This is a genomic window from Undibacterium umbellatum (genome assembly GCF_014284125.1).
Taxonomy (GTDB): Bacteria; Pseudomonadota; Gammaproteobacteria; order Burkholderiales; family Burkholderiaceae_D; genus Undibacterium; species Undibacterium umbellatum.
Map to the genome: position 1 here is coordinate 814604 of NZ_JACOFX010000002.1, position 23277 is coordinate 837880.

Annotated in this window: 16 protein-coding genes and 1 pseudogene; 7 read left to right on the forward strand and 10 right to left on the reverse strand. The window is 49.6% G+C overall.

The features are described from left to right. Positions 1-8 precede the first annotated feature (8 nt). Together H8L47_RS07975 and H8L47_RS07980 are read left to right on the forward strand one after the other, a co-directional pair. Entirely contained in the window at positions 9-938 is a 930-nt protein-coding gene (locus H8L47_RS07975; protein ID WP_186953020.1) for an electron transfer flavoprotein subunit alpha/FixB family protein, read from the forward strand. A gap of 116 nt (positions 939-1054) precedes the next feature. After that, the gene (locus H8L47_RS07980; RefSeq protein WP_186953021.1) at positions 1055-2845 is read left to right on the forward strand and encodes an acyl-CoA dehydrogenase; all 1791 of its coding nucleotides are present in this window, start codon (positions 1055-1057) and stop codon (positions 2843-2845) included. An 81-nt stretch (positions 2846-2926) separates the two neighbouring features. Here H8L47_RS07980 and H8L47_RS07985 read toward each other — a convergent pair whose 3' ends face one another. From H8L47_RS07985 to H8L47_RS08000, 4 genes are all read right to left on the reverse strand, one after another. Then, positions 2927-3844, reverse strand: a complete 918-nt coding sequence (locus H8L47_RS07985) for a sterol desaturase family protein (protein ID WP_186953022.1) — start codon at positions 3842-3844, stop codon at positions 2927-2929. A gap of 91 nt (positions 3845-3935) precedes the next feature. Next, complete coding sequence (locus H8L47_RS07990) at positions 3936-4274, reverse strand: ArsR/SmtB family transcription factor (RefSeq protein WP_186953023.1); 339 nt, start codon at positions 4272-4274, stop codon at positions 3936-3938. A gap of 86 nt (positions 4275-4360) precedes the next feature. Beyond that, positions 4361-6298, reverse strand: a complete 1938-nt coding sequence (locus tag H8L47_RS07995) for a hypothetical protein (protein ID WP_186953024.1) — start codon at positions 6296-6298, stop codon at positions 4361-4363. 156 nt (positions 6299-6454) lie between these two features. Continuing rightward, on the reverse strand, positions 6455-9787 hold the full coding sequence (locus tag H8L47_RS08000) for a S41 family peptidase (protein ID WP_186953025.1): 3333 nt from the start codon (positions 9785-9787) through the stop codon (positions 6455-6457). A 315-nt stretch (positions 9788-10102) separates the two neighbouring features. On the opposite strand from H8L47_RS08000, the gene H8L47_RS08005 reads away from it, so the two are divergent. Beyond that, positions 10103-11884 carry a glycoside hydrolase family 44 protein gene (locus tag H8L47_RS08005; protein WP_186953026.1) on the forward strand — a complete coding sequence of 594 codons (1782 nt, stop codon included), beginning with the start codon at positions 10103-10105 and terminating at the stop codon, positions 11882-11884. A 46-nt stretch (positions 11885-11930) separates the two neighbouring features. On the opposite strand, the gene H8L47_RS08010 is transcribed toward H8L47_RS08005, so the two are convergent. Next, positions 11931-12944 carry an NADP-dependent oxidoreductase gene (locus tag H8L47_RS08010; protein ID WP_186953027.1) on the reverse strand — a complete coding sequence of 338 codons (1014 nt, stop codon included), beginning with the start codon at positions 12942-12944 and terminating at the stop codon, positions 11931-11933. 152 nt (positions 12945-13096) lie between these two features. Here H8L47_RS08010 and H8L47_RS08015 point away from each other — a divergent pair, with 152 nt between their 5' ends. Continuing rightward, a complete protein-coding gene (locus H8L47_RS08015) occupies positions 13097-13987 on the forward strand; it encodes a LysR family transcriptional regulator (RefSeq protein WP_222616438.1) in 891 nt (296 codons plus the stop codon). Here H8L47_RS08015 and H8L47_RS08020 read toward each other — a convergent pair. Together H8L47_RS08020 and H8L47_RS08025 are read right to left on the reverse strand one after the other, a co-directional pair. Further along, the gene (locus tag H8L47_RS08020) at positions 13970-15985 is read right to left on the reverse strand and encodes an alpha/beta hydrolase family protein (protein WP_186953029.1); all 2016 of its coding nucleotides are present in this window, start codon (positions 15983-15985) and stop codon (positions 13970-13972) included. The genes H8L47_RS08015 and H8L47_RS08020 overlap by 18 nt on opposite strands. Before the next feature lie 161 nt (positions 15986-16146). Then, on the reverse strand, positions 16147-17343 hold the full coding sequence (locus tag H8L47_RS08025; protein WP_186953030.1) for an acetylornithine transaminase: 1197 nt from the start codon (positions 17341-17343) through the stop codon (positions 16147-16149). A gap of 512 nt (positions 17344-17855) precedes the next feature. Here H8L47_RS08025 and H8L47_RS08030 point away from each other — a divergent pair. Beyond that, positions 17856-19361 carry an amidase gene (locus H8L47_RS08030; protein WP_186953031.1) on the forward strand — a complete coding sequence of 502 codons (1506 nt, stop codon included), beginning with the start codon at positions 17856-17858 and terminating at the stop codon, positions 19359-19361. A gap of 120 nt (positions 19362-19481) precedes the next feature. Beyond that, entirely contained in the window at positions 19482-19775 is a 294-nt protein-coding gene (locus H8L47_RS08035; RefSeq protein ID WP_186953032.1) for a hypothetical protein, read from the forward strand. A gap of 392 nt (positions 19776-20167) precedes the next feature. On the opposite strand, the gene H8L47_RS08040 is transcribed toward H8L47_RS08035, so the two are convergent. Next, a complete protein-coding gene (locus H8L47_RS08040; RefSeq protein ID WP_186953033.1) occupies positions 20168-21196 on the reverse strand; it encodes a CDP-6-deoxy-delta-3,4-glucoseen reductase in 1029 nt (342 codons plus the stop codon). 12 nt (positions 21197-21208) lie between these two features. Between H8L47_RS08040 and H8L47_RS08045 the strand changes: the two genes are divergently transcribed. Next, complete coding sequence (locus tag H8L47_RS08045; RefSeq protein WP_186953034.1) at positions 21209-22105, forward strand: SDR family oxidoreductase; 897 nt, start codon at positions 21209-21211, stop codon at positions 22103-22105. Here the strand turns inward: H8L47_RS08045 and H8L47_RS30430 are convergent. Together H8L47_RS30430 and H8L47_RS30435 are read right to left on the reverse strand one after the other, a co-directional pair. Continuing rightward, positions 22051-22554 carry a sensor histidine kinase gene (locus H8L47_RS30430; RefSeq protein WP_408057690.1) on the reverse strand — a complete coding sequence of 168 codons (504 nt, stop codon included), beginning with the start codon at positions 22552-22554 and terminating at the stop codon, positions 22051-22053. The genes H8L47_RS08045 and H8L47_RS30430 overlap by 55 nt on opposite strands. Before the next feature lie 15 nt (positions 22555-22569). Then, positions 22570-23259, reverse strand: a pseudogene (locus tag H8L47_RS30435) (histidine kinase dimerization/phospho-acceptor domain-containing protein); the annotation flags it as partial. Positions 23260-23277 lie beyond the last annotated feature (18 nt).

Genomic DNA, 23277 nt, shown 5'->3' on the forward strand with positions numbered 1-23277 from the left:
AAGACATCATGACTACACTCGTCATCGCTGAACACGACAACGCTAGCCTCAAAGGCAGCACATTGAATACCGTAACTGCAGCTGCACAATGCGGCGCAGATGTGCACGTACTGGTTGCTGGCCACAACGCTGGCGCAGCAGCGCAAGCCGCAGCACAAATCGCTGGCGTCAGCAAAGTATTACATGCAGATGCAGCGCATTTTGCTGATGGCCTGGCGGAAAACATTGCTGAGCAGGTATTGGCAATCGCCTCTGGCTATAGCCATATCCTGGCACCGGCAACTGCCTATGGCAAAAACATTTTGCCACGCGTTGCTGCCAAGCTCGACGTATCGCAAATTTCTGAAATCACCAAGGTAGATAGCCCTGACACTTTCGAGCGTCCTATCTATGCTGGCAATGCCATCGCCACTGTGCAATCGACGGACGCGATCAAGGTCATCACTGTACGTACGACAGGTTTTGATGCTGCTGCCAATGGTGGTTCTGCTGCTGTGGAAACTGTTGCTGCTGTTGCTGACTCTGGCAAATCTGCTTTCGTTTCGCGCGAAGTGGCCAAGTCTGACCGTCCTGAGCTGACCGCTGCGAAAGTCATCGTTTCCGGAGGCCGTGGCATGGGTTCTGGCGACAACTTCAAGATTCTGGAACCGCTGGCTGACAAGCTGGGTGCAGCCATGGGTGCATCCCGCGCTGCGGTGGATGCCGGTTTTGTACCGAATGACTGGCAAGTTGGCCAAACAGGCAAAATCGTTGCTCCTACGCTGTATATCGCCGTGGGTATCTCTGGCGCGATCCAGCATCTGGCTGGTATGAAAGATTCCAAAACCATCGTGGCTATCAACAAAGATCCGGAAGCACCGATCTTCTCAGTTGCGGATTACGGCATTGTTGGCGATCTGTTTGATATCGTTCCACAATTGGTAGCTGAATTAGGTTAATAATCTATTGTAATTTGTTGGTCGCCACGGCGGCCTGATGGGGGCAGGTAAGCGGTTTATCGCATCATTCTGGCGATCTTCCTGACCTGCCCTTTTTCTTTTTTTTGGATACAAAAATGAGCTATGTAGCCCCTGTCAAGGATATGCTGTTCCTCATCAATGAACTGGCTGGTCTGGCGGAAGTCAATGCCTTGCCTGGCTGTGAAGATGCAACCGCAGAAACCGTAGAAGCAGTGCTGGAAGAAAACGCCAAGTTTGCTGGTGAAGTGGTTGCGCCATTGAACTGGCCAGGCGATCAGGCACCAAGTTATTGGAAAGAGGGTGAAGTCTTCACCACCAAGGGCTTTAAAGAAGCCTTCAAGATGTTTGGTGAGGCAGGCTGGCAGGGTGTGCAGCATCCACAAGAATTTGGCGGCCAGGGCTTGCCCAAGCTGGTGGCAACACCATGTATAGAAATGCTTAATGCGGCCAGCATCTCGTTTGCCCTTTGCCCGCTGCTGACTGATGGCGCGATTGAAGCCTTGCTGACGGCAGGTAGCGACGAGCAAAAAGCTATTTACCTGGAAAACCTGATTTCTGGTAAATGGACAGGCACCATGAACTTGACCGAACCGCAAGCTGGTTCCGATCTGGCAATGGTACGCACCCGTGCCGTACCGCAGGGCGATGGCACGTATAAAGTATTCGGCACCAAGATTTTCATCACCTATGGTGAACACGATATGGCGGAAAATATCGTCCACCTGGTGCTGGCACGCACGCCTGATGCGCCAGAGGGCGTGAAAGGTATTTCCCTGTTCATCGTCCCTAAATTCCTGGTGAATGCTGATGGCAGCCTGGGTGCACGTAATGATGCGCATTGCGTATCGATAGAACACAAGCTCGGCATCAAGGCCAGTCCGACTGCGGTATTGCAATTCGGCGACAATGGTGGCGCGATAGGCACACTGGTTGGTGAAGAAAACCGTGGCCTCGAATACATGTTCATCATGATGAATGCAGCCCGCTTTGGCGTTGGCCTGCAAGGCATAGGCGTGGCAGAACGCGCTTACCAAAAGGCAGTGCAATACGCCAAAGACCGTGTGCAATCGCGTGACTTGGCAGGCTCCGCTGGCCCGGTTGCCATCATCAACCACCCTGATGTGCGCCGTATGCTGATGTCTATGCGTGCACAGACCGAAGGTGCCCGTGCACTGGCCTATGTGGCCGCTGGTATTAGCGACTTTGCACATCATCATGCAGATGCCGCAGTGCGCAAGGCCAACCAGGCCAAATATGAATACCTGGTGCCTATCGTCAAAGGCTGGTCGACAGAAATGTCGCTGGATGTCACCTCTACTGGCGTGCAAGTGCATGGCGGCATGGGCTTCATCGAAGAAACCGGTGCTGCGCAACACTACCGTGATGCCAAGATTCTGACGATCTACGAAGGCACGACAGCTATTCAGGCAAATGACCTGGTAGGCCGCAAGACTTCACGCGATGGTGGTGCAACTGCCAAAGCCTTCATCGCTGACATGCGCGCGACAGAAGCACAATTGACGACTATCGGTTCTGTAGATGCTCTGGCGATACAGCGACAACTGGCAGCAGGCACTGCAGCGCTGGAAGATGTGGTTGATTATGTTGTCACGAACTTCAAACTAGACATCAAAGGCGTGTTTGCAGGTAGCGTTTTGTATTTGAAACTGGCAGGTATCGTTTTCGGTGGCTGGCAAATGGCACGTGCTGCCATGATTGCTCAGCAAAAACTGGATGCAGGCGAGGGTGATGCCGCCTTCCTGAAAGCCAAGATAGCGACTGCACGTTACTTTGCTGACCATATCCTTTCAGCTGCGCAAGGCTTGCGTTCTGCCATCGTTGAAGGCAGTGCTGGTGTCATGGCCTTGCCTGAAGACCAGTTCTGATCTGCCAAAAGAATCTGCAACTCAGGAACTAGCTTGTATATGGAATGAAAAATACCTCCTGTTTATTCAGGAGGTATTTTTTTATCTCAATGATTGTGGGCGGCGCAAGCACAGTTGGTCCCACAAGCTTTTCGGCACCGATGCTTGGTTGACAATGCCCAGCTCTGTCTGGCGGATGTCCTCTTGCGGCAAATGGCGGGTGCCAAACAAAATGTCCCAGAAAATCATCGTAGCAGCATAGTTGGCGTTGGCCAGGCGCATATCACGGGCATGATGCCAGCGATGCAATTCTGCCATGCTGAATATCCAATTCAAGGGCCCCAGCCGGAAATCGAAATTGGTGTGGGATAACATGGAGTGGGTTTTGCCTATTATCGCTACCATGAATATCACAGGCCCAGGCACGCCAAGTGCGACCAGCGGTAGCAACATCAAAAAACTGCTGACAAAGCTGTTGATGGGATGAAAACGAACAAAATTGAGCGAGTACATTCTGGTAGGCGCATGATGGATGGCGTGTATGTGCCATAGCCACCCACTGCTTTGATGGCTTAGGCGGTGATACCAGTATGGCAAAAAATCATGCACCAGCAAGGCCAGTATCACTTGTAATGCGATGTGAGCGCTTGTAGGCCAGAGAGTATGCGCGAACGACGAACTCAAATGCGTAGCAAGGCTCACACCCAACGACAGCGCCAGCGCCTCGGCAATGGCCAATACAGGTTGTGCAATCAAAAAGAAAATGCCGTCCTGACGGTTTGCCCGCCAATTGCCATTCCAGGCTGGCATGAAAGGGTAGGCGCGTTCCAATGCAAATGCGATGCCGAAGACAGCGAAGAAAATCAGAGGTGTGAGTAATTGTTCCTTGCTAGGTGCATAACTGAAGTATGAGGTAGCCAGGACGAAGATGACAATTGCTGGGAAGGCCAGATAGCGCAGTATGCCACCACTTGATCGCATCTCTATTGAATTGACTCTCGGGTGATTTTCCAGTTCCATGTAAGTTCCTTTGATAATTAATTGATGCATATGTGCACACTAATGCATGTAATTGGCTAAAAAAATACTCCAATAATTCAGGCGCGGCTACCTAACAGGCGCAACAATTGACGACACTTCTGACTTGCTGGCTCAGGTTGTCCAGCATCGTCAATATGCTTTTTCCATTCACTTCGTAATAGCGATGTCTGCCTTCCCGCGTGCTACTTACTATGCAACTCTCTTCCAGTAAGGAGAGGTGGCGGGAAATTACCGAGCGGTCCTGGCTGAAATGTTCTGCCAGTGTACTGATATCGGCGGGCCCCAGTTCAATGAGTTTGGACAGGATTTGTATGCGTACAGGTTCGCACAAGGCATTGAAAAAAGCCGTGTCTATCAGTTCAGCGAATTGTTGCGCTGCCTGCTGGCGTATCGAGAATGTTGAGGACATGAATGAATTATATGTGCATGTTAATGCACGTGTAAAGGATTTTGAGCATAGTTATGATTGTCGAATACGTTTAAAGGGCGATTGAATCAGACCTTGGCGTCAACATTGTCTGTAGCGCCTATATTTTTGCCAGCTTGCCCCAGGCCTTTTGCTTGGCGATATGCCAAGTCAGCTTCTGCATCATGCTGGCGGTGATTTGTTTGGTCATGTAAATCCAGTTCTACCGGCTCTACTGCTGCAACAGCTTCTGGCGGTGTTACAGCATCAGCCTGTGCTTGCCGTGGTTTTTCTGCGGGTGTTTGTGGCAGGCTATCACGTAGGCGATAGGCAGCCACGGCGGCAGATATCAGGGGATTGACATTTGCCTGCGCATTTGTCGCCGGGACAGGGGCATTGTTGACCCTGACTTCGTTTTCCAGGACAACAGGCCTGGGTTGCGCCACCGGATTATTTGTCGTTACCCTTTGAGTCGCCTCCGGTGAGCCTGTAGTCGCAAGAGGATTGTTGATGAGAATGCCGTTGGTGTTGTTGACAATTGCAGAAGGCGCAGGTTGGTTTTGTGTATTTGTTGCTTCTGTGGGCTTATTGCTGTTATTGAGTGCGGCCTGGGTTTTGGTCAATGCTGCCTCTGAAGTAGTGCTGCGATTGGTGTTGGCGGTGCTGCTCTGATTTAGTGTAGCTGCTTTACTCAATTGTGCATTCGATGGCGTCAATTGATTAGCTGAATTTGCTATCTGCACTTGCGCAGTTGTATCTGACTCATTGGCAGGTAAGGAGCTGCCTGCTACAACATTGGTATTCAAAGTCGGATTAGTCTGGTTTTGCGTGAACACATTTTCCTGCACACTGCTTGCGGTATTGGGTTCACCTGCGATTGTAGCCTGGGTATTGAGCAGGGATGCTGGTGTGCTAATATTATTGAGCAAATTATCGGCCAGCGTTGTATCAGCATTGAGGAGGCTCTCAGATGTATTGACCTGCGTATTTGTCGCTGTGACCGTAGCCGCAGGCTCATCATTTGCTGTAGCGCTATTGGTAGCTCCAGCCTGAGTGCTTGTGGCCGTTTCTGTTTGGACTGCAGGACTTGCCTTAGCCGCCTGGATAGCGTTATTGGTGATATTAGCAGTGCTGCTGATCGCTGATTGTAAAGCTTCATTTGTCAGCATTTGCTGGAGCTGTACATCAGCATCGGCAGGCACTTGGTCATCTACTTCTACTGGTAGTACAGAATTATTGTTGACATTTGCGGGGTTTTCAGAAGTTGTAGTCTCCGAGGTGCGTGTAACATTCGAGTTGACTGAAGCAGGTGCGATAGTATCCGTTGCCTGATCCGCGCTTAAACTGGCTGCAATATTGCCTGAAGCCAAGTCTTGATTTTGTGCAAGAACATCGTTTTCAGCATTACCCAAAGCCTGTAACGCTTGCGTCAGCAAAGTCAGGGTTTCGCCAGGATTTTGTGCAAGTGCGCTTTGAAATTCAATGACGTCCAGCGTCAATGAACTGTCACTTCCAGGTGTGGGCGCTCTCTGTAAATTAATCCCTATTTTTGATAATTGCGCGAACAGGCTAGCTTCCGCTGCATTTGGTCTGGCGGCATTGAGCGCCTGTAGCAGGCTGTCATTGCTCGTGGGAATGAGCGGGTTCTCGGTGAGATTGGAATTGCTTTCCTGTAGCTGGTTAAAAGTATCAACAAATAGCGTGGCAATGGCGGTGATTTGCTCAATGTCAGCAGCGGTTTGGCTGACATCTGCTTTAGCTGTGATGTTTGTAGCGTTTGTTGTCTGAGCAGCAGATGCAGTCTGGGCGGCTTGCCTGCTTTGTAGTCGCGCCGTGCTATCCAGTAACTGGCCTAGTGTAGAAACATCGACAAGCACGCTGGTGCCACGAATCTCTTCCAGTTCACTTAGTTTGTTGCTGCTGATGGGTAAGACTGCATCATTGCTGACGTGATTAACTGCCAGCGTACTTTGCACTGATGTTGTTGTAACGGGTGTTGCAACAGCGCTGATAGGAGCGATAATCATGTGGACCTGCTTTCTGTACGCCAGACTGTCCGGCCAGTATGTGCTGATATTTGCCTGCACTCTGTGCGCTGGATCACGGATTGCATCATTATGCTCTATGGCAAAAAAATCCCCATAGTGTTTGGCTATGGGGATTTTCTGGAACCTGAAAACAAATTATTTCAATGGTGGAATTACTTGCGGCACCATGGGTTTAACTGGTTGCTCTTTGAGCTTTTTCTCCAGCAATTGTAAGGCTGCTTCCAGTTGCTGGTCTTTGCCATTGAAGGTGGCGTGCGGCAGATTGTCGACTTCAACATCGGGTGATACACCCACGCCTTCGACCAGCCAGCGACCATCCATGCCAAACTGGGCATTTTCTGCGGCTCTGACCATACCATTGTCGGACAAAGAGTTACCGTCAGACAGCCAGACACCGGCACCCGCCGTACGCTTGCCGACCAGCGGCCCCAGCTTCAGCGCCTTGACACCTGCAGCAAAAGTTTCGCCGTCGGAATATGTCAATTCATCGACCAGTACCACCAGGTGGCCGCGGAAGGTCTGCTGCATATTGGTGTACGGTGCAGAAGTCGGTGTCGCCCAGAAAGCCCAAGCTTTGCGCAAGAGTTTTTCTATGATCCAGCTATCGATATTGCCGCCACGATTGCGGCGTACATCAATGATCAGACCATCACGTTCTATATTGCTGTAGAACTCGCGTGCAAAACTATTGATGTCTTGGGCCCCCATGGCTCGCAAGTGCAGATAACCGATGCGGCCTTGCGAAACCTTGTTGACTTGTTCGCTGCGGCTTTGCTCCCAGTCGCCATAGCGCAGATTGGCATGCTTCATCATGCTGACAGGGGTGACGATGACGGCGCGGGCAGGCTGCTCACCACGTTTGACATGCATCAATACCTGCTTGTCGGCCTGATTGGTCAACAGGTCAGATATGTCGCGCGCCTCCAGTGCAGACTGACCATTGATGGCTGTGATGATATCGCCTTCTTTGATGTTCAGATCAGGTTGTGACAATGGCGTGCGTTCTGAAGGCAGTTCTGCTTCGGTCCGATAGATATGGTCGATGCGATAGCCAGCCGTTGTGCGGCTCAATACCGCTCCCAGTGAAGCAGCCTGGCCTTCTGGCGGAGCACGGCGGATGTCTCCAGGGCGGGTTTGCGAATGCAGGGTGCTGACCTCACTGGCCATCAAGCCCAGTACGTCATTCAATTCTGTCCTGTCAGTAATGCGCTCAACCAGCGGGGCATATTTATTACGTACCTTGTTCCAGTCTACGCCGCGCATTTTGTCATCAAACAAATAATCCCTGTGCATGCGCCAGGCATCGGCATACATTTGCTGCCATTCCTGTTTGGGGCTGAGGAAAAAACTCCAGTCGCTAATATTGACCTTAGCCTTGCTGATGTCGCCTGGTTGTTTTGCTCCAGCATCGACGATGTAGAAATCGCCTGGCCCTGTCAGATTGTGCGTTTGGTAAAACACATGTTTCATGTTTGCAGACAAATCGAACTGGCGTATATTGCTGGCAAAGGTTTCTGGCTGCGGTGATGTCTTGCTGATCGCCAGCGTCTTCAAGGTGGATTTACCATCTGTGCCATCTTGTTCAGTGAAGTAGATGCGTTTGTCATCCAGCGCCAGGCTACGGTAATTGCCGTAGGCCAGTGGCACCTGATAGAGCCTGTCGGCGAGACCGGCATACTGTATGACAGGCAGCGCTGGCTTGGACGGTTTTTTGCTTTCTTCGGCCTTGTCCGCTGTTTTGTCTGTCGCTTTGTCAGCCGACTTATCTGCCAACTTATCTGCTGGTTTTTCTGCTGCCTTGTCATTCGCTGCTGCTTTGCTCAACTCGTCATCCGCCTTGAAGGGGAAGCGGTTACCGCTCTGCAATGCCAGTGCATACAGGCCTGTGCGTTTTTCGAAATGCGGACCCATATTGCGGTCACCCCAGGGCGCGCGGTTGCTGACCTGGAAATTGCGTTCAGAGTAGAAATACAACCAGCGTCCGTCAGATGAGAATACCGGAGTATGTGAATTATATTTATCACTGGTGACAAACTGCAATTGCTTGCTGTCGAGTGAGTACAAACCTATCTGCGGCCTTTGCAGTTTATTGTTTGCCCTGACGATAACGATGGCCTTGCTGTCGGGAGACCAGACAACTTCTTCCTGTCTTTCAGCGCCCAGTTTGCCTGCATCGTCAATGACCTGGTTGGTTTTGGTCGCCAGATCCAGCAGCCACAGCTTGCCGCGCTTGTCGGTGTGTGCCAGCCATTTTCCGTCAGGGGAGGGGATAACACGGTAGCGGTGTACGTCACCATTGCTGCTCAATACCTCGGGTTTGCCTAGGCCATCTGCCGGGAATCTCCAGATTTCATTTTCGCCCGTGGTATCAACTATTGCATACACGGATTTGCCATCGGGTGAAAACACCGCTTCACGGGCGCGTGCGTTTTCAGGTACAGGCAAGTCTATGCGTCTTTGCGGGCCAGTGCCTGCAATCGTCAAGCGGCCACGTGCCGTGAATAACAAACGTTCTTCCTTGCCGGCAATTTCTACATTACTCAGATAATCCAGCGGGGATTTGATGAGGCGTTTGCGCTGCTGGTCAAAATCAGATACCAGGTCTATATTCAGGGGCTGGTCTTTGGCACTGCTGATATCAAGCACATGCAAGTCTGCGCCGAGCTGGTAGGCGATCTTGCCATCACCCAGGCTGGGGTTACGTACTTCCCATTCCTTGTGCTGGGTCAGGGCGCGGGTATCCGTGCCGTCTGGATTGGCACTCCAGATATTGTAGGCACCATTGCGGTCACTGATGAAATAGAGTTTGCCCTTCCACAGCATGGGGCGGCGGTGATTGCTTTTGTCGTCGGCAAATAACTGCACAGCTTCAGTTTTGCCTTGCACATCATAGCGCCAGACTTGTGCGGTAGCACCACCGCGATATTGCTTGGCATTGTCATTCGTCATGTGCAGGCCAAAGCGGGTGAAATACAGGTATTTGCCACTGTCATCCAGCACGGCTTCGTTGGCGTCAGCCACCGGGAACACCCTGCGCATCAGGGTTTGCGGATTGATCGCGGCCACGATGCGATGGGAGGCCGGGCCAGTGCTGTTCAATGTGCTGACCAGCACTTCACCACTGGCGGTCCAGCCCAGCACACTTACCTGATCATTCTCGAAACTGATGCGCTTGGGTACGCCCCCTGTCATGGGCATGACATAAGCCTCTGCAGCACCTTCGTAGGTGGCAGAAAACGCCAGCCATTTACCGTCTTGCGAGATGGCGGGCAGCACTTCCGATGCCGGATGGCTGGTCAGTCTTTGCGCCTGGCCGCCATTGCTGGCTACTTTCCATAAATCACCCTCTGCAGTAAACACCACTGCATCGCCACGTATGCTGGGAAAACGATAATAAGCAGGTGCAGCAAATGCTGAAGTCATCAGGCTGGTCAGGCTGAGTGCGAGGGTGAGTTTGGACAGTCTCATTTGTGGTCTCGAAATAGGGGGTGGATGTTTTTATGGTGAAGCTGGTTAAAAAATAAACAAATTCTGCATTGCCATTCTGCTCATCAATAAGACAACAATGTCAGACTGGTATTGCCTGAAAACAAAGCTTTATACATGGATTTGCAACAATCTGTAAGTGGCTTTTTTATGATGTGAGGGGAATACGTTTGTATGCGACTTTAAGCTTACATTTGGTAATAGCATGTATCTTGAATTGTTAAAAAATATGACGTAACCTGAGTGCTGTGTTTCCGCATGGAAATTAATGACTTTCGAGCAGACCAGGAGTGCATCATGAGACAAGTCAGCTTGTGCAAAGTTCTTTTAATTTTGGGTATTTCTGCGGAAATTTCGACATCCTCAGCGCAGAATGTCACGTTTTCCATCGATACCCAGGCTGAGCGCAAAACCATCAGCCCGCTGATTTATGGCTATAACGCATACGCCGATGGTACTAACCGTGCCGGCTGGGAAAATCAGGGTGGGCAAGCCAGTTTGCAAAGTCTGAACTTGCGCTCACGTCGCCTGGGTGGCAACAACATGACCAGTTATAACTGGGAAAATGGTGTCAGTAATTCAGGTAATGACTGGTGTCATTCCTCCAATGCGGGTGTCAGTGCCACTGCTGGGGCGGGTAATCCCAATTCAAACAATGGCCTGGCGTATTACGCACCCGGTGCCGCATTGCAGAGTTTCCAGGATCAGTCGCTGGTGTTGGGTACGTATTCTCTGTTGCAATTGCCAGCGGCTGGCAAATTACCCAAAGATATCGTCAATCTTTATCCTCCCTCAGGCTGTATGGGTTATCAACTGTGGCAGAGTACGGCTGGGCCATCCAATGTTGATGCCGCGCGCTGGGTGAATATCGTTAATGACAAACCCGCGTCGGCTGGTGGTTTGAGCCTGGCTCCTGGCCTGAATGATGGTGTGGTCTATATAGACGAAGAGATCAATTTCCTGGTGCAAAAGTATGGAGTGGCTTCTTCTGCGCAAGGCGTGAAAGGCTATGAAATCGATAATGAGCCTGATCTCTGGCATCACTGGACGACGCCCAGCGGTGAAAGTGGCACACATGCCAATCTGTATCCTGTTGTGACGACCGTGACTGATGTATTGCAAAAGAATATCAGTTTGGCGAAGACCATCAAGCGCATGGATGCCAGTGCCGAGACTTTTGGCCCGGCCATGAGCGGTTATCTGGGTTTGTTCAGCCTGTGGGCAGTGTGGGATGGATCCGCCTCGCATCAACCGACAGACTGGGCGCAATACAATGTCGAGCCTTATTACAGCAATAATACTGGTGACCGTTATCGCTATAACGGCATGGGCATGGCAAATGCCTATCTGGCGAAAATGAATCAGGCGTCGCAAAGTGCTGGTCGCCGTTTGCTGGATGTGTTTTCTTTTCATTACTATCCGCAAGCTGCATACAATGCGACTGACCGGGTACAGGCTGCCCGCAGCCTGTGGGATGCCAGTTATGTAGAGCCAAGCTGGATCACCCAGACCGGCAACGGTTTTACCGATGGCCGTGCCTTGCAAATGCTGCCCAAGTTGCAGCGCTCCATCAATGATTTTTATCCCGGCACCAAGTTGGCGGTGACTGAATATGATTTTGGTGGCAAGGGCGATATCACCGGTGCCATCGCCCAGGCAGATGCCTTGGGTGCATTTGGTAAGCAGGGTGTTTATCTGGCGACTTATTTTGGTGATGCAGAGCAGTTCATCGCTGCCGGATTTAAAATCTATAGAAACTACGACGGCAATAAATCTGTATTTCCTGCCACTTCAGTCAAGGCTGTTTCCAGCAATAACACAAGCGCTGCTGTGTATGCAGCGGTCGATGTCAATGACCCCAATGTCATCCATGTTATTGCCATTAATCGACAGGCCAGCAATGTGTCCAGCAGCTTTCAGCTTAGCCATCCAGTGAACATGAAGTATGCCCAAGTCTGGGGTGTCAGTGGTAGCAGCAATGCCATTACCGTCAGAAGTGGTCTCAGTAATATTTCAAAAAATAAATTCAGCTATACCTTGCCAGCACGTTCTGTCCTGCATTTCGTATTGAAGCCCTGAGTCGTAAAGTAGCCACCAGCAGCCTGGTGGCTAGATCTAGTGCAGCTTATGCCTGTGTGACTTTCAGGATCAGCTTGCCATTGTTTTCGCCAGTAAACAGTTTCTGGAAAGTCGCAGGGAAATTTTCCAGTCCATCAACGATATCTTCACGGCTTTTCAGTTTGCCAGACATGATCCAGCCACCCATGACCATAGCGGCTTCCATGGCGCGTGGATAAAAGTCAGACACCATGATGCCCTTCATCGTTGCACGTTTCACCATCAGGTTCAGGTAATTGGAAGGTCCCTTGATCGCCGTTGTATTGTTATACTGGGATATCGCACCGCAGATGACGACGCGGGCACCAAAGGCCAGTTGCGCCAGGGCCGCATCCAGAATGTCGCCACCGACATTATCGAAATACACATCAATACCTTTAGGGCAATGCTGCTTCAGGGCAGCGCTGACATCTTCACTCTTGTAGTCGATGGCGGCATCAAAACCCAGTTCTTCTACCAGGTAACGGACTTTATCTGCACCGCCGGCGATACCGACGACACGCGCACCCTTGATCTTGGCGATCTGGCCGACGATGGCGCCCACCGCACCTGCTGCACCGGATATCACAACCGTATCACCTTCCTTGGGTTGGCCGACTTCCAGCAAGCCAAAGTAGGCGGTCATGCCTGGCATGCCCAGGGTACTCAAATACAGTGGCAGCGGCGCAAGTTTAGGATCAACCTTATGGATGCCATTACCGTCGGAATAGGCGTATTCCTGCATGCCCAATATGCCGCTGACATGCTCACCGACAGCGAATTTAGGATTGTTTGATTCAACTACCTGGCCAACAGCCAGAGCGCGCATGACTTCGCCTATCGCCACTGGTGGCATGTAGGAATTTTTGCTCTCATTCATCCAGCCGCGCATGGCCGGGTCGAGCGAGATATACAGGTTTTTGATCAGTACTTCACCTGCTTGCAGATCACGCAATGGCTCCGTAACATGATTGAAATCGCTGGCTTTGATGCTTCCTTGTGGACGGGCTGCAAGTTTGAATTGGGAGTTGATTGCGTTCATGTTTTTTCCTTGTCGGCTTTAGTCGTTGCTTGTTGAGTCAGCAAAGCGCTGACCATGGAGAGCAGTATAGGCTGGATATTGTTGCCTGATAAGGTGGGAATATTGCATAATATTGTTGCCTAATATAGGATTATAAAGTAAGGAATTCCGTGATGAATCCACAACATCTGGCCGCATTTGCCACCATAATCCGCGCTGGCAGCATCAGCAAGGCGGCTATACAACTGGGTTGCGGCAAGTCTTTGCTGTCGCGGCAACTGGCAAAACTGGAAGAGGATCTGGGCGCGCGCCTGATACAACGCTCGACCCGCAGGCTGACCTTGACCGAGATTGGTGAGCAAGTCTTGCATGAAGCACAGCGCATCGATACTGCTCTTGCGAATATAGAACAAATGGCAGGTCAGCATCAGCAAGAAGTCAAAGGGCGCTTGCGCGTTACTTGCCCCATGCCAGCCGTCGCCAGGCTGGTGCCAGTCATGACGGAATTTTGTCAGCGCTATCCGCAAATTGATTTTGCCCTGCAGGTTGAAGACCGACTAGTGGACTTGATCGCCGATCAAATTGATGTAGCGATCCGCGTTGCCCATCTGGACGACTCCAACCTGATCGCCCGCAAACTGGTGGATAGCCAGCGCATACTGTGTGCTTCACCTGGCTATCTGGCAAAGGCAGGTAATCCAGTCGTCGCAGAAGATCTGGCCCAACATGCCTGCTTGTTGTATATCAACGCTGGCAGGGTCAATGATGAATGGACTTTGCTGCAGAGCGGTGAAATGAAAAAAGTAAGGGTAAGCAGCCATTTTCAATCGAATAATGGTATTGCCCTGGTGACTGCTGCCTGTTCGGGTGCTGGTATCTTGTTGATCGACAGGTTGATTGTCAGCAAGCATCTGAAGAGTGGGGAATTGGTACCTGTGCTGGACAATTATCAATTGCCCAGCGGTTCACCTGTGTATGCAGTTTATCCAGCACGTGACTGGCTGGCGTTAAAGACGGCCACTTTCGTGGCCTTCCTGCAGGAGAGATTATTTACTGGCGTCTGATGCTGCCAGCGGCTGGCCTTTACCGATATTCTGCTCGAGGAATTTTTCTACTCGGCCCCAGAAATCGATATTGTTTTTGAGCAGGTAGAAACTATGGCCTTCTTCAGCGTATTCCACCCATTCGACGTTGGCATTTTTTTCCTTGACTGCCTTATAGAACTTTGTTCCATGTTCCAAGGGGACACGATTGTCGTGCTTGCCGTGAGCCATCAGTAAGGGGCGGGTTAGCTTGCCAGCATTTTCCAAAGGTGATGTGGCTTTCAATTGTGCGGCGTCCTTGACTTGATCACCTATCAATACTGGCATGCCAAACCACTTGAACTGATCACTCACTTCAATCAGGTGAGTGTCATACAGCAGATTAATATCTGTAATGCCAGCCCATACTATACCGCAACGAAAAATGTCCGGGTCTTTGATCAGGCCCATCAGGCTTGCATAGCCGCCATAGTCGGCGCCGGCAATACACACACGTTTGGGATCGACATAACCTTTGCTTGCTGCCCATTTGGCGGCATCGGCGATATCGTCCTGCATGGAAAGTCCCCATTGCTTGAGACCGGCTTGAAAATGCTTCAAGCCATATCCCAAACTACCTCGATAATCTGGCTCTATCACTGCGTAGCCGCGTGAAGCCAAAAACTGGACTTGTGCGTTGAAACCCCAATGATTGCCACGGGCATATGGGCCGCCATGTATCAAAACCACTGCGGGCAGGTTTTTGCCCGTACTGTTTTTTGGCAAAGTCAAATTGACCGGTATTTGCATGCCGTCGCGGGCGGTATAGGATAGCATTTCTTTCTCAGCCATTTGCTCTGGCTTGATCTCAGGCTTGCTGGTACCCAGGCGTACTAATTTCCCTGTGCTGAAATTAAACAACTGCCAACTACCAGGCGCAACGTCAGAATAAGAGTAAACCAGTGCGATATTGGTTTTCAGATCAGAGGGGAAATGCAATGCATTAAAGGTATCTGGCATAAGAGCATCGACCTGCTTTTGTTTGGCGGCGATGGATTCGTCAAACCAGATTGTCGCCGGCCTGCTCATTTCATAGCGCATGCCAAGGACTTTTTTTTCTGACTGGTTATAAATCAGTTGTCCCTCAAAGTCATAGCCTTTCAGTGAAATGACTGGTTCAGCGTCCAGTTGATTTTTTTCCAGATCAAAGCGATACAAAGAGCTGAGGTCTTTCCCATTGTTGGCGCGTACGTATAGATCACCTTCAGGGCTGAAAAACACAGGAGTAATCCTGTCATAAGATGCCCATTCAGACGTAGCCAGTGTGCGCCAGGCATCTTTTTTTGGGTCTTTATAGTAAATGACAGATTTTTCTTCAGCAGTCGTGACAGCTATACGTGGCATACCGTTCTTGTCTATCAACCACCTGCTAACTTTGCCTGGACGGGGAGTGACTTCTGTATTACCCGTCATGGTATTGAGGCGATAGAGGTCACGTGCACCTGCTCCTGCTGATTGCGTAACGAATATGTCTGGTGAAGCAGAACCATGTGCAATGTCGAGAAAGTGAGTGTCCCACGGTAATTCATTGCCGACGACCTTGGTACGGGCGCCAGTGTACTGGTGCGTGACCAGACGCAAGCGCTTGCTACGGTCTTTGTTAACTGCATACAGGCCCGGGCCGAAAAAACGTTGAACATCCTTGTATTGCAGGTCGGTCAGGTCATACACCAGGCGGTCGTTATTAATCCAGTGGAAGGATCGCACATCCTTGTCTTCGTAGTTGGCGATAATTTCCGGACGCAGTTGACCAACTTCCAGTACTGCCAGCACCATACGGTCATTGGCACCCTTCATGATCATGGCGATGTTTTTGCCATCAGGTGACAGGCGGGCATCATGGAATTGCGATTCTTTGAAAAAACTAGCAATAGGAATAGGTTCAGCCACGGCATGCGAAACTGGAGCCTGAAGCAAGAGCAGGCTGCCGAGAACACCAAAGGCGATTTTGAGGGCGAGAGGCTTGTAAAAGTGATGCATGCGCGCTTTCATTGCTGGAATGGAATTGTGCATTATATACAAGATGAAATCAGATTAAATACAGATTGATAAATGTCAAACATGCTTTAGAGGCAATGCTCTTGGTGCAAGAAAGGCCTGTATTGCTTTCACAATACATGCCTTTTTCTTTATCTTGAAGCTCAGGCTGCGTTTTTGACTTGCTGTATTACGATACGCAACATGCTAATCAGCTCATCAATTTCTTCCTTTGTCACATTCAGGGCCGGCATGAAGCGCAGCAGGTCAGGACGAGGTGAATTGATCAGCAAACCTACTGGTTCCATATCACGGGCAACTTCTACCAGCTTGCCACCGATATTCTCACCCAGTTTCAAGGCGCGCAGCAAACCAAAGCCACGCTCGCCTTGCATGCCAAATTCTTCAGACAGTTTTTCCAGTTGCTGACTCAGGTATTCTGCTTTTTCCTTAACCGATGCCAGGAAGCCTGGCTTGGTCAGTTCCTTGAATACGGCAATGCCGACAGCCGCCATCAAAGGAGCACCGTTGTAAGTGCCGCCCTGGTCGCCAGGGACAAAGCAGGCCACTTCTTCACGGCACAGCAGGGCACCCAGAGGTACACCGCCACCTATGCCCTTGGCCAGTGTCATGATGTCGGGCTCTATGTTGGACAATTGATATCCAAACAATTCACCTGTACGGCCCATACCGGTCTGTACTTCATCAACGATGAGCAACAGGCCATGCTTCTTAGTCAACTCACGCAGGGCTTGCATGAACTCAGGGCTGGCAGGAATCACGCCGCCTTCGCCTTGCACGGGCTCCAGCATGACACCGACGGTTTTGTCGGTGATCAGTTTTTCTACCGATGCGATATCGTTCAAATCTGCCTTGGGGAAGCCGCTGACTTGTGGGGCAAAAATCGTGTCCCAGCCTGGTTTTCCGGAGGCAGACATCATCGCCAGGGTACGGCCATGGAAGCCATGGTCAAAGGTAATGATTTCAAAGGCACCGTTCTTGTTCAACTGGCCCCATTTGCGCGCCAGTTTGACTGCGCCTTCATTGGCTTCAGCACCACTGTTGGTGAAAAACACGCGGTCAAAGCAAGAGTTTTTGGTCAGCAGATCAGCAAACTCCACCATGGGTGCGTTGTAGAAAGCTGGGGATGGATTCAGCAATTTTTTTGATTGCGTGACCAGCGCATCATGAATCACTTCAGGACAATGGCCCAGGCAGTTGACCGCCCAGCCTTGCAGATAATCAAGATATCGCTTGCCCTTGTGATCAGTCAAGTACATGCCCTTGCCTTCAACGAACACAAGTTCAGGGCGCGGGGTGATGTACATCAGGGAATTTACGTTGTACTGACTGAATTCCATTTCAAGACTCCTAAGGTCGTTACAGTGGGTGGGGAAGATAAAAATTCAAGGTAAAAAAAAGCCACAGGGATAAACCTGTGGCTGGATATTCGTGGTGCAGCTTTTTACGCGCACGCTCACTCCTACATCGGCCCAGGCTCGCTAAGCGAGTCGCGACGTCGTGCAATATTTGGTGAGGACATGTCAGTAAAAATTTTCATAAAACGGATAGTAGGACTTTTTGCGCACTGCGTCAAAATAATTTTGCGGTTTATCCATTAAGCGACTTGTTTCAATTGGTTCGTCAATGTCAATACTGGGTGAGGCTCAGATTAGTCATAAGAGAATCGTCATATCCAAGCGATCCCAGGCATTCGCCTAAAAAGAGAGTAAAAAATAGATCTATTCAAATTTGAATAATAGACATGTAGGTATGTTCATTGTAAATGTATTTCAAGTGATTGAAGATAGCGTTCATCAATTATTTGATCCTTCTTTTAACTATTCTAATCACTTTGATATTTGGAAAGACAATGAGGCAGAACAGTATTTTGTTTTCATCGGCAAGTGAACTAGCCGAAAATATAAGATCAGGAAAACTGAGTTCTTATGAGGTAGTCAATGTTTTTTTTGAGCATATTGAGAAGTACGATCACACCTACAATGCTGTGGTGACGCGCAATAAAACGGAAGCATTAAAAAGAGCCAAAGAAGCTGATATTGCAATATCAAAAGGTGAAATCTGGGGGCAACTTCATGGCGTTCCGATCACAATCAAAGACAATTATCAGACAAAAGGACTGCGGACAACTGCCGGACATCGACCGCTCCAGGATAACGTACCTGATCATGACGCGGAAATTGTCAAATTGCTGAAAGCATCAGGTGCAATCATTATCGGTAAGACGAACCTGTCGGTTCTGGCAATGGATATGCAATCTGATAATCCTATTTTTGGAAAAACAAATAACCCATGGGATACCACCAAAACCAGCGGAGGAAGTAGCGGAGGCTGTGCAACTGCGTTAGCTACTGGGATGACACCTTTGAGTTTTGGTAACGATTTGGCAGGTTCAATTCGACTTCCAGCATCGTACTGCGGCGTATACGGGTTCAAGCCATCTTTTGGAACGGTTTCTCTCAAGGGAATACAAATGGATCCTGAAGAAAAAGTAGATGGATTAAAATCCCTTGCAGTTGCTGGCCCACTTGCAAGAAATATTGACGACCTTGAGTTGGCAATGAACATTATTGCTCAGACGACATCTGAGGATAGAAGGCTCACCCCATTAAGCAAGAACACTGTTAACACTGATATAAAAAATTTAAGAATTGCCTGGACTGATGAATTTGGTGGCGTGGGTGTTGATCATGAGATCAAACTGAAAATACAGGAATATGTTTCTAAACTGCAGAAGGCTGGAGCCACCGTTGTAAAAGCATGCCCTGAAATAGATTTCTATTTGGCATGGAAAACATGGGGCAGTTTTGTCGGCATGCAAGGTGGATATAACAAGTCAAATTTTATCAAATGGCTGGGTTTGCCATTCACAAAAGGTGTACTCAAGAATGTTCCCATGCACCAAAATATTGTTCAGCCAACTTCAGTTGAAAAATACATGGTGGCCATTAATATCCAGGAAAAGCTGATCAATATGATGGAAAACTTCTTGAGTACCTATGATGTTTTCATTTGTCCCGTGAGCGCAGGGACCGCCTTTGATCATCATGCTCCAAGCAAATCCTATGGAAATTTCAGCATCTATAACAAGCCTATAAAAGTAAATGGACTAGATATTCACTATTACATGGCAACACAGGCTTATACGACACCTTTTACACTAACGGAAAACCCCGTTTTGGCGATGCCGTTAGGATTGAGTGGCCAACAGTTGCCCATCGGCATTCAGCTGGTTGGAAAAAAGTACGAGGACTTTAAATTGCTACAAATTGGGAAAAGTCTAGACAAGTACCTAGATAGACTTGAATACCCATTAGACAAGAATTGTAGCAGGGAGAAAAACAACCCTGGGCCTTAAAGTATGCAGAGATTGGGCCGGACTACCTCGATCTTGTCAGCTGACACGTTATACAGGATGAGCAAAGGGTAAAATGAGGTGGAATGAACACATCATGATATTAATGCGGAGTAAGAATTCATGAAGGGATTTTTAATAGTTATTGCGAGCATTTTCGGCTGGTTTGGTTTAGCCGTTTTATTGGTTATTGGCATCAAAAATTTGGTTACCTTGCAGATGAAGTCTTACGTCTTTGGTGTGCCGATGCTTGCCATTTGTGTGCTGGCTTTTTGGTCGTTTTATAGTGCATACAAGAAAAGTCGCGAAGCTGGCGCGTCATCTATATCCCAGTTGTATGACGTTCTCGCTTTTCGCTTTTGCATGACACCTTTGATGGTTTATGCTTGCCTCATGGTTCCCATGTTTTTCATCTAGGCCACCTCTGATCAAGTCTAAAATCGTAAAATTAATTCTTGAAAAATCAATGACTTACGAATGGCGAACCGGACTTAATCAGAGGTTCCCTAGATATTGATCGGCGGATATGATTGCCTGAAGTCTGCGCTTATCCACACGCTGACGCATCACCCAACGAGTCCCTCGTTCACAGCGATACTCTCCACTTCGTCATTCCCGCGACTTTCAATCGAAATTCGCTGATCAACCTCATGCTTTGTACTTTGTGAATGTGGCCTATCAAGCTCTGCATGGATACCCACTTGCGTGGGTATGACGACTTTAAGGGTACAGAGGCTTGATGGGCACGGCGGTTACTAGGCAGATGAGGTTTTACCGTGAAAGAGAAGATTGCAAATACTTCCTTGGTTTTAAGTGATAGCAAGGTCCGCTGCCGAGGTAAACGAATCTGCATAAAATTCGTCTGCTGGTAACAGACACAGTCCCGTAAAATCACGCTTGGCCGAATCTACAACGATAGGGGCGCCGCAGGCATAGACTTGATAGCCAGACAAATCTGAATGATCAGCTATCACTGCTTGATGCACAAAACCGCTACGACCATTCCATTCATCTTCAGGCAATGCATCAGACACCACAGGAATATAGTTAAAGCCCGGTATCTGCTTCTCCCATTCCTTGCACAAAGCATGCATATACAAGTCAGCAGGGCGGCGGCCACCCCAGTACAGGCTGACGGGGCGCTTGGATTCTAAATGGATCAAATGCTCAACCAGCGCCTTGATAGGGGCAAAGCCAGTGCCGGAAGCCAACAGGATGATGGGCTTCTCACTATCTTCACGTAGGAAGAAAGTGCCTTGCGGACCTTCAAAGCGCAGGATGTCACGTTCCTTCAAAGTGGAAAACACCTGGTCGGTGAACAGGCCACCCGCCATATGGCGAACATGTAAAGTAATGTGTTCATCCAGATGGGGGGCATTTGCCATGCTATAGCTGCGGCGCTTGCCGTCCCTGAGAAGGAATTCTATATATTGGCCAGCGCGGTATTGCAGGCGTTCATTGGCAGGCAATTGCAGGGCGATGAGCATAACATCGTGCGACAGTTTTTCCAGTTTTGCAATGCGGCTAGGCATTTTCTTGACCGGGTAATCGCCATCTGCGACGATTTCGCGGGCTTCTATGGTCAGGTCTGATTGTGGTTTGGCACAGCAAAACAGGGACATGCCCTGAGTTTCTTCCAACTCGGTCAGGGCGCGTTGCTGGTGCGGACCATGTTGCACAGTTCCACTTGCTATCTTGCCTTTGCAAGAACCACATGCACCATTTTTGCAACCATATGGCAAGATGACGCCTGCGCGCAGAGCTGCCGACAATACGGTTTCATCTTCTTCACAGCTAAATTGACGGCCACTGGGAGTGACGCTTACTTGAAAAGTCATACTATCCTGAATATGAAAAAACAGTTTAAACAAATTGGCAAGCCACGCTTGCTTATCATAGGTTGTGGCGATGTAGGCATGCGCCTGCTACCCTTGTTGCGCCAGCATTTTCGCATCTTTGCACTGACCAGCCAGGCTGGGCGATGCGCAGAGTTACGTGCTGCCGGTGCCATTCCACTATTGGGAAACCTGGACCAGCCACATACCCTGGCCCGCCTCAAAGGTTTGGTCGACAGTGTTGTTCATCTGGCACCGCCGCCATCGGAAGGCAAAACCGACAAGCGCACACTAAATTTGACGGCCATTTTACCTGACAAGAGCCGTCTTGTTTATATCAGTACGACAGGCGTTTATGGCGATTGTGCTGGCGCATCGTTTGACGAGACCAGAACAGTAAAGCCACTAAATGCCCGCGCCCAGCGCCGCGTGGCCGCGGAAAACTGTCTGCGTTCTTGGGCCAGGCGAAGTCATTCATGCCTGTCCATCCTGCGTGTGCCAGGTATTTATGCCGCTGATCGTTTGCCGATCGAACGTCTCCAAAAGGGTACGCCTGCGCTCATAGAGGCTGATGATGTGTACACCAATCACATCCATGCAGATGACCTTGCTCAATTGATCAAGCTTGCTCTGTTCAGGGCCTTGCCCAATCGGGTTTATCATGCCGTTGATGATAGCAACATGAAAATGGCTGCATATTTTGATCTGGTGGCCGATACCTTTGCCTTGCCTCGACCACCGCGTTTGCCGCGCGCCGACCTGGCGCAGCAGGTCAGTCCGGTATTGCTGTCTTTCATGTCGGAATCAAGACGCATGCAAAACCAGCGTATCAAGCTGGAGCTGGGAATGCGGCTGCGTTACGCCTCGGTCAGCGATGGGGTAAGGGCTGCTACGATGGGCAGAGTGATATAGAAACATGAGCCCAGATTCTCGGTGCTGATAAAACCGATTTGTCCGCCCATTTTTTCTATCATGGTTTTACTTAGGCTGAGTCCAAGGCCAGTACCAGCATATTTGCGAGCGGCCTTGGCATCTTCTTGAGTGAATTTCTGGAAGATGCTGCTCTTGAATTCTTCCGAGATACCGATGCCATAGTCTTGCACTTCCACTCTGACTTGGTCGTCAATGACACTGACACGCACATCGACCTGTCCATGTGGGCGTGAGAACTTGATGGCATTTGACAGCAAGTTGGACAGGACTTGTACAAAGCGCTGCGCATCGACTCTGACGTGGATGACCTGATCGGTTTGTGATTCATGACAAAGTGCTATGTCAAAACTTTGCGCATATCCCTGGTTTGATTGCAGGGTGCTGTCGATCAACTCGTACAGTGGCAGGGTATCAAAATGGAATTGCATACTGCCGTATTCGAGTTTTTCAAAATCCAGCAAATCATTGATCAGTGTCGTCAGGCGTTTGGCATTGTCATTTGCCATGACCAGCATGGAATGCGCTTTTTCCGGCACTTCGCCAGCCACGCCACCGACCAGTAAGCCCAGCACGCCACGTATCGAAGTCAAAGGCGTACGTAATTCATGCGAGACCGCAGAGACAAATTCGGTCTTGAGTTTTTCTACCCGTTTTTTCTCTGACAAATCATGCAGGATGATGACATACAAAACTTGCGTACCCATGCGCACGCGGGTGATGGCCAGTTCTATTGGCACTTCATACTCATCTTTTTGTTTTACCAATAACTCCTGACGCTCACTTTTACTCGCTACTTCATATTGCGTTTCGCGATGGTTATTGCGTAAATGGCGTGATAAAAATTGCCCGGAGGCTGGATCAGGAAAAAGGCTAAGCATATCTTTGCCACACAGGCTGCCATGCTCATACTTCAGCAATACTTCAGCAGAGCGATTGGCCGATTCTATAATGCCATTTTCATTGGTGGTGAGTATGCCTTCAGCAGCATTGTCGAGTACCGTGCGCAAGCGTTCTTCACTATCATGCAATTGGGCGGTGCGCTGTGCCACCAGGCTTTCTATGCCAAAGGTATGGGCTGTCGCCACCAGCAGATAGGCGCCCAGCAAGCCTGTGAATAACAGACCGCCTATCATGGTGATCCAGGTGATCCA

Bases quoted from the DNA above. Each gene is read 5' to 3' on its own strand.
- H8L47_RS07975 (WP_186953020.1), top strand. From the start codon at position 9: ATGACTACACTCGTCATCGCTGAACACGACAACGCTAGCCTCAAAGGC.
- H8L47_RS07980 (WP_186953021.1), top strand. From the start codon at position 1,055: ATGAGCTATGTAGCCCCTGTCAAGGATATGCTGTTCCTCATCAATGAA.
- H8L47_RS07985 (WP_186953022.1), bottom strand. From the start codon at position 3,844: ATGGAACTGGAAAATCACCCGAGAGTCAATTCAATAGAGATGCGATCA.
- H8L47_RS07990 (WP_186953023.1), bottom strand. From the start codon at position 4,274: ATGTCCTCAACATTCTCGATACGCCAGCAGGCAGCGCAACAATTCGCT.
- H8L47_RS07995 (WP_186953024.1), bottom strand. From the start codon at position 6,298: ATGATTATCGCTCCTATCAGCGCTGTTGCAACACCCGTTACAACAACA.
- H8L47_RS08000 (WP_186953025.1), bottom strand. From the start codon at position 9,787: ATGAGACTGTCCAAACTCACCCTCGCACTCAGCCTGACCAGCCTGATG.
- H8L47_RS08005 (WP_186953026.1), top strand. From the start codon at position 10,103: ATGAGACAAGTCAGCTTGTGCAAAGTTCTTTTAATTTTGGGTATTTCT.
- H8L47_RS08010 (WP_186953027.1), bottom strand. From the start codon at position 12,944: ATGAACGCAATCAACTCCCAATTCAAACTTGCAGCCCGTCCACAAGGA.
- H8L47_RS08015 (WP_222616438.1), top strand. From the start codon at position 13,097: ATGAATCCACAACATCTGGCCGCATTTGCCACCATAATCCGCGCTGGC.
- H8L47_RS08020 (WP_186953029.1), bottom strand. From the start codon at position 15,985: ATGCATCACTTTTACAAGCCTCTCGCCCTCAAAATCGCCTTTGGTGTT.
- H8L47_RS08025 (WP_186953030.1), bottom strand. From the start codon at position 17,343: ATGGAATTCAGTCAGTACAACGTAAATTCCCTGATGTACATCACCCCG.
- H8L47_RS08030 (WP_186953031.1), top strand. From the start codon at position 17,856: ATGAGGCAGAACAGTATTTTGTTTTCATCGGCAAGTGAACTAGCCGAA.
- H8L47_RS08035 (WP_186953032.1), top strand. From the start codon at position 19,482: ATGAAGGGATTTTTAATAGTTATTGCGAGCATTTTCGGCTGGTTTGGT.
- H8L47_RS08040 (WP_186953033.1), bottom strand. From the start codon at position 21,196: ATGACTTTTCAAGTAAGCGTCACTCCCAGTGGCCGTCAATTTAGCTGT.
- H8L47_RS08045 (WP_186953034.1), top strand. From the start codon at position 21,209: ATGAAAAAACAGTTTAAACAAATTGGCAAGCCACGCTTGCTTATCATA.
- H8L47_RS30430 (WP_408057690.1), bottom strand. From the start codon at position 22,554: ATGCAATTCCATTTTGATACCCTGCCACTGTACGAGTTGATCGACAGC.